Source organism: Achromobacter sp. DMS1 (assembly GCF_001270295.1).
The window spans coordinates 22,869-27,048 of the sequence record NZ_LHSJ01000033.1; the positions used below are offsets into that span (position 1 = coordinate 22,869).

The 4,180-nt window shown below is 73.0% G+C and carries 2 protein-coding genes; both read right to left on the reverse strand.

The features are described 5' to 3' along the window. Positions 1 to 196: 196 nt before the first annotated feature. On the reverse strand, positions 197 to 2,035 hold the full coding sequence (locus tag AD428_RS06415; RefSeq protein ID WP_235489294.1) for an ATPase, T2SS/T4P/T4SS family: 1,839 nt from the start codon (positions 2,033 to 2,035) through the stop codon (positions 197 to 199). A 459-nt stretch (positions 2,036 to 2,494) separates the two neighbouring features. Further along, complete coding sequence (locus tag AD428_RS06420) at positions 2,495 to 3,586, reverse strand: hypothetical protein (RefSeq protein WP_053244573.1); 1,092 nt, start codon at positions 3,584 to 3,586, stop codon at positions 2,495 to 2,497. Between the last annotated feature and the right edge of the window lie 594 nt (positions 3,587 to 4,180).

A 4,180-nucleotide genomic window follows, 5' to 3' on the forward strand; every position in this document is an offset into this window, starting at 1 on the left:
TCCTGGACGCAGGCAATGAGCTGGCATTCGTTCTGCGGCAAGGTGCCGGCCCAGGCGGCGGACAGATCGCCGCCCTCTTCCACGTATGCCCGCGCCCAGTGGCCCGGACAGCGCCCGCGCACGGTAGCCGGTCCGTAGCGCCGGGCATCGTCGTCGAGAATGTCGCGCAGGGTCTTGCGGCCCTGGGTGCCTTCGATCAGGTCCGCCAGGTATTCGTAATAGTCGGCCCGCCGCGGGCGAAAGCGCCAGGCGTGCCGCCCGCAGCCGGGCCCGGGGCGGCCGGCGTCGCAAAAGCCGCCCGAAAAGTCGCCCGCTCAGCCATGGTCCGATTCCAGCACGGCGGCGGGGCACGCGCAAGCGGTCGGGGCAGATCGAAGCGGCGCGCCAGCGCGCGCGGATCCACCAGGCCCGCCCCTACCTTGAGCAAGGCGCAGTCCAGCGCGGCGACGGCGCCCGCGCCGAGGTCCTGATTCGCTTCGCGCACCAGCCGCGCGAAGGCCGCAGTTGTCGCGCCGCGCCACCAGTTCGAAAAGCCGTCGAGACGCTCCGGCTCGATCATTTCGGCGGCGACGCTGCGCCCGCGCACGCCGTTGGCGCCGGCATCTGCGGGCGCGGCACGCGGGGCAGCCTTCCGGATTCCGGATTCGCAATGCCGGCACGTCCTGGCCGCAGGCATCCGCGAGCACGGGCAAGCCACAGCCGCCAGGCCTGCGTCGCCTCGGGGCGCGCGACGCCGCTCCGCAGCGCCCCACAGACTGGAGGCGGGCCGGGAGCAGGAGGCGCACAGCGTGGGCAGCAGGGTCTGGTAGACCAGCAGCTTGAGCACGCCGGGCGTGGCCAGGAATTCGCGCGGCACGCCGATGGCGTCGGAAGCCAGCCTTTCGGGTATCAGGAAAGCCGCGCCGGCGTGCGTCGTGGTGTAGAGCCCGACGCCGGAGCCTGCCAGGTCGGCAAAGGCGCGGCCGGTTTCGCGGTCGCGGATTTCGCCCAGCAGCAGATCGTTCATGGCCGACCGCTTGATGGTCTTCAGCTTGGCCTCGAAGGCCGGCCACGCCGGCTCGGCCAGGCCGCCCGAGACCGTGTTCTGCAAGGCGTTGCCGATGAGGTACTCGACGGGATCTTCGAGCGTGATCACCTTGCGGCTGGCGGCGATGCCCCGCATCAGCGTCGCGATGGTGGTGGACTTGCCCGACCCCACCACGCCCGCGAGCACGATGGCGCCGCTTTCGCGCTCGCGGGCGCGCAACAGCGCGGCAACCTGTTCCGGCAGATAGCCCAGATCCGCCAGGCCCGGATGCGCGTTCGCGTCCAGGCGCAGGATGCGCAGGCACACCGAGGGGCCGGCATCGGTGGCCAGCGAGGCCCACCTCAGCACCAGCGGGGCACCGTCGAGCTCGAGCGCGATGCGGCCCTGCTGTTCGATCGCCGGGTCGAAGACCGCGCCGTTGCCGCCGCGCACGTCCATCCAGGCCACGGCCAGCACTTCCAGCAGCGTGGCGTGCGACAGCCCTTCGAAACGGTCGGACTTCAGGTACTCGCCGTTGATGGTGTAACGGATTTCGCATTGTTCGCGGCGCGGGCTGACGTTGATGTGCACGTCGCTCGCGCCCTGCTGCACACCTGCCCGCACGATATCGAGAAACAGCGCCGACAGGGCGGAAGCCCGCTCGGCCTGGCGCAGCCGGCTCTGCCGTCCCAGGCCCGGCGCGCCGAGCTGGCCGCGCGCCACCATGAGGAGCAGCGTGGCGGGCAGCATGTACCGGGGAGGATCGGCAAGGCGGTATCCCTGGGCGCGCGCCATGCGTTCGATTTCGTCGGCCTGGTCGCCCACAGCGTATTCGCTCACGGCGAAAACCGCCACTTCGCCGCTCTCCAGGAGCACGGGGCAGAGCCGCCCGGCCAGCGCGGCCAAGTCGAACTCGCGCGCCAGCGCCCGCAGGAAAGGCGGATTCATGCGCGCGATGTCTTCGGTGGACTCGAGGCGCGGCACGGATGCCGCCCGCGCCATGCCGGAGACGGGAGAGATGACGGTCATGGGCGGCCCTCCGCCAGATCCAGGCACACCTGGCGCGATCGCCCTGCGTGCAGCAGGCTCACGCATCCCGCGTCCATGCCCAGCAGCCGATACCCGGCCGCCGCGCCCGCGACGGGATCCGCGCGGCGGCCTGGAAGCGCAGCGGGGCTCGTTGATGAGCACTTCCGCCCGCAGGCGGGGCGCAATGCCGTAAATGGCGGCGAGCCGGATCCGGTCTTCGGCCGCCGCCGGCGCCGCTTCCGGCAAGCCCTGGCGGGGGCACGCCCCGGACGCCTGGCAACCGGCCAGCGCGGCGGCGGCATCGGCGCGCAGCAGCATGCGGACCGTCTCGGCTTCAGGCCAGGCGGCGGGCTCGCCGTTGCGGCGCCGGCCTGCGCGGCCAGGACGGCCGCGAGAATGGCCTGCCGCCCATAGCGGGCCGGCCGCTGCCGCAGGGACGGCCAGGCGCCGCCCGCGTATTCAGTCGTGTTCATAAAGGACTCCCTGGAGTTCCGCCGCGAGCATGCTGCTCGCCAGCCCCGCGCGCGCTTGCGGCTGGATATTCAGGACGAGGCGCGACCAGCGCGCCGATGAAAATGCGCCCGACAGGAGCACGAGCGAGCGCAACGGCCCGTGCAGGCTGACGGTGCGGGCCACGCAGCTCCGGCGCGCCCGCCGGCCGCGCGATGCCTTCCGCGAACGCCGCGCGGGCGGGCTGCCCCAGGGACACGGACGAAAACGCGGCGCAGCGTCCTGCAGCACGCTGGCCACCCGGATGTCGACCTCATGCCCGGAAGGCAAGGCGATAGCGGACAAGGGGCGTTCCCCCGCCGCCAGGCGCCAACTGAGAACGGCTTCTTCGAGCGGGTTGAATGACAGGTTCCAGCCGGAAGGCCGGCGGGCGGCCAGCCCCTGGTTGGTGGCAAACGGATATGCGCGGGCATAGAACGCCGAGCAGCGCCACTGCGCGTCCATGGCGTCGCAATGCGCGCGCCGCAGCGCCCAGCCTTCGAGCGACAGCGGAACGCCCGCCAGCCCGGCAATCAGCCGGCCGGGCTCGCTGCCGTCGTGCGCACGAAGCCGCCGCATTGCCTGGGACAGCGCGTCGTCCCAGGCCTGGCGCGCATCGCCCGCCGACGCATCGGCGGCCGGCGTGCCGGCATCCTCGGGCGCCGGGCGGTTCCATGAATGCCACAGCCAGGGCCCCAGCGCCGAGGCCGCCAGGCAGAGCAGGAAGACGCGCACCGTCCACGGCAGCTCGCTCCACCGCGACGGCACGGGAATGAGGCGGCAGGCCGCGTCGCCGCCGGCACACAGGCGGGTCCAGACTTCCGCCGGATCGAGGGCGGCGAGATCGGGACGCTGCGACAGCAATTGCGCGCGGGCGGATTCGGCCGCCGCCTGGGGCCGGGCTTTTTCCATGGCGCGCAGCGTGCGCGCCAGCAGCAGCCGGGCGTTGACGCTGTGCGGGTGGGCCAGGCATTGCCGCAGGTTGCCGTCCAGGATCTCGCGTTCTCCGTTCAGTCCGGGTTCCCGCGGGTCGCCAGCGCCGTGGCAGCGCACGGCCAGCAACTGCTCCAGGCGCAGCAGGTAATCGGCGAAGCCAGGGCCCTCGGGCGACCTGGTAGGCGGCCGGCGCGGGCTGCGGGCGCAGCGCGGAATGCCGCGCCAGCAAGGCCAGCATGTCCCGGGCCAGGCCGCTCAGCGCCGCGGCCGGATCGGCCGGCGCAAAGCGGGCCGACAGCTCGCCCACGCAAGATTCGTCTTCCATGCGCAGCAGCCGCAATTGCGCCGTCCACGGACCCGAAGGCGGGGCCAGCAGGTGCGTAAGCACCACGAAGTCGCTCTGCGCCTCGCATTGGGCCGCGTAGCGCAGGGCGTGTTGTCGTCCCCAGGCGCGCGCGCTCAGCACGAAGCCGGGGCGAGGGCTGCGTCAGCCAGGGCACCAGCGTCTGCGTGCGCGCGCGGCCAGCAGGCGGGCCTGCTCGTTCAGGTAGAGCGGCACGGCGCGGCTCAGCCTGCCCGCGGCGTCGGCGAGCTGGGCGTTCGGGGCGTGCCGGGCGCGCCGGCATCGGCCGAGGCGCCCAGGAACGTCAGCAGCACCGCGTCGTCGGCCGGCCGCGGGTAGAGCGCGGCGGCGGCCGAGTCTTCGGCCAGCCACACCGG

What these genes read in the sequence shown, in the direction of transcription:
- AD428_RS06415 (WP_235489294.1), bottom strand. Translation starts at nt 2,035, where the DNA reads ATGACCGTCATCTCTCCCGTCTCCGGCATGGCGCGGGCGGCATCCGTG.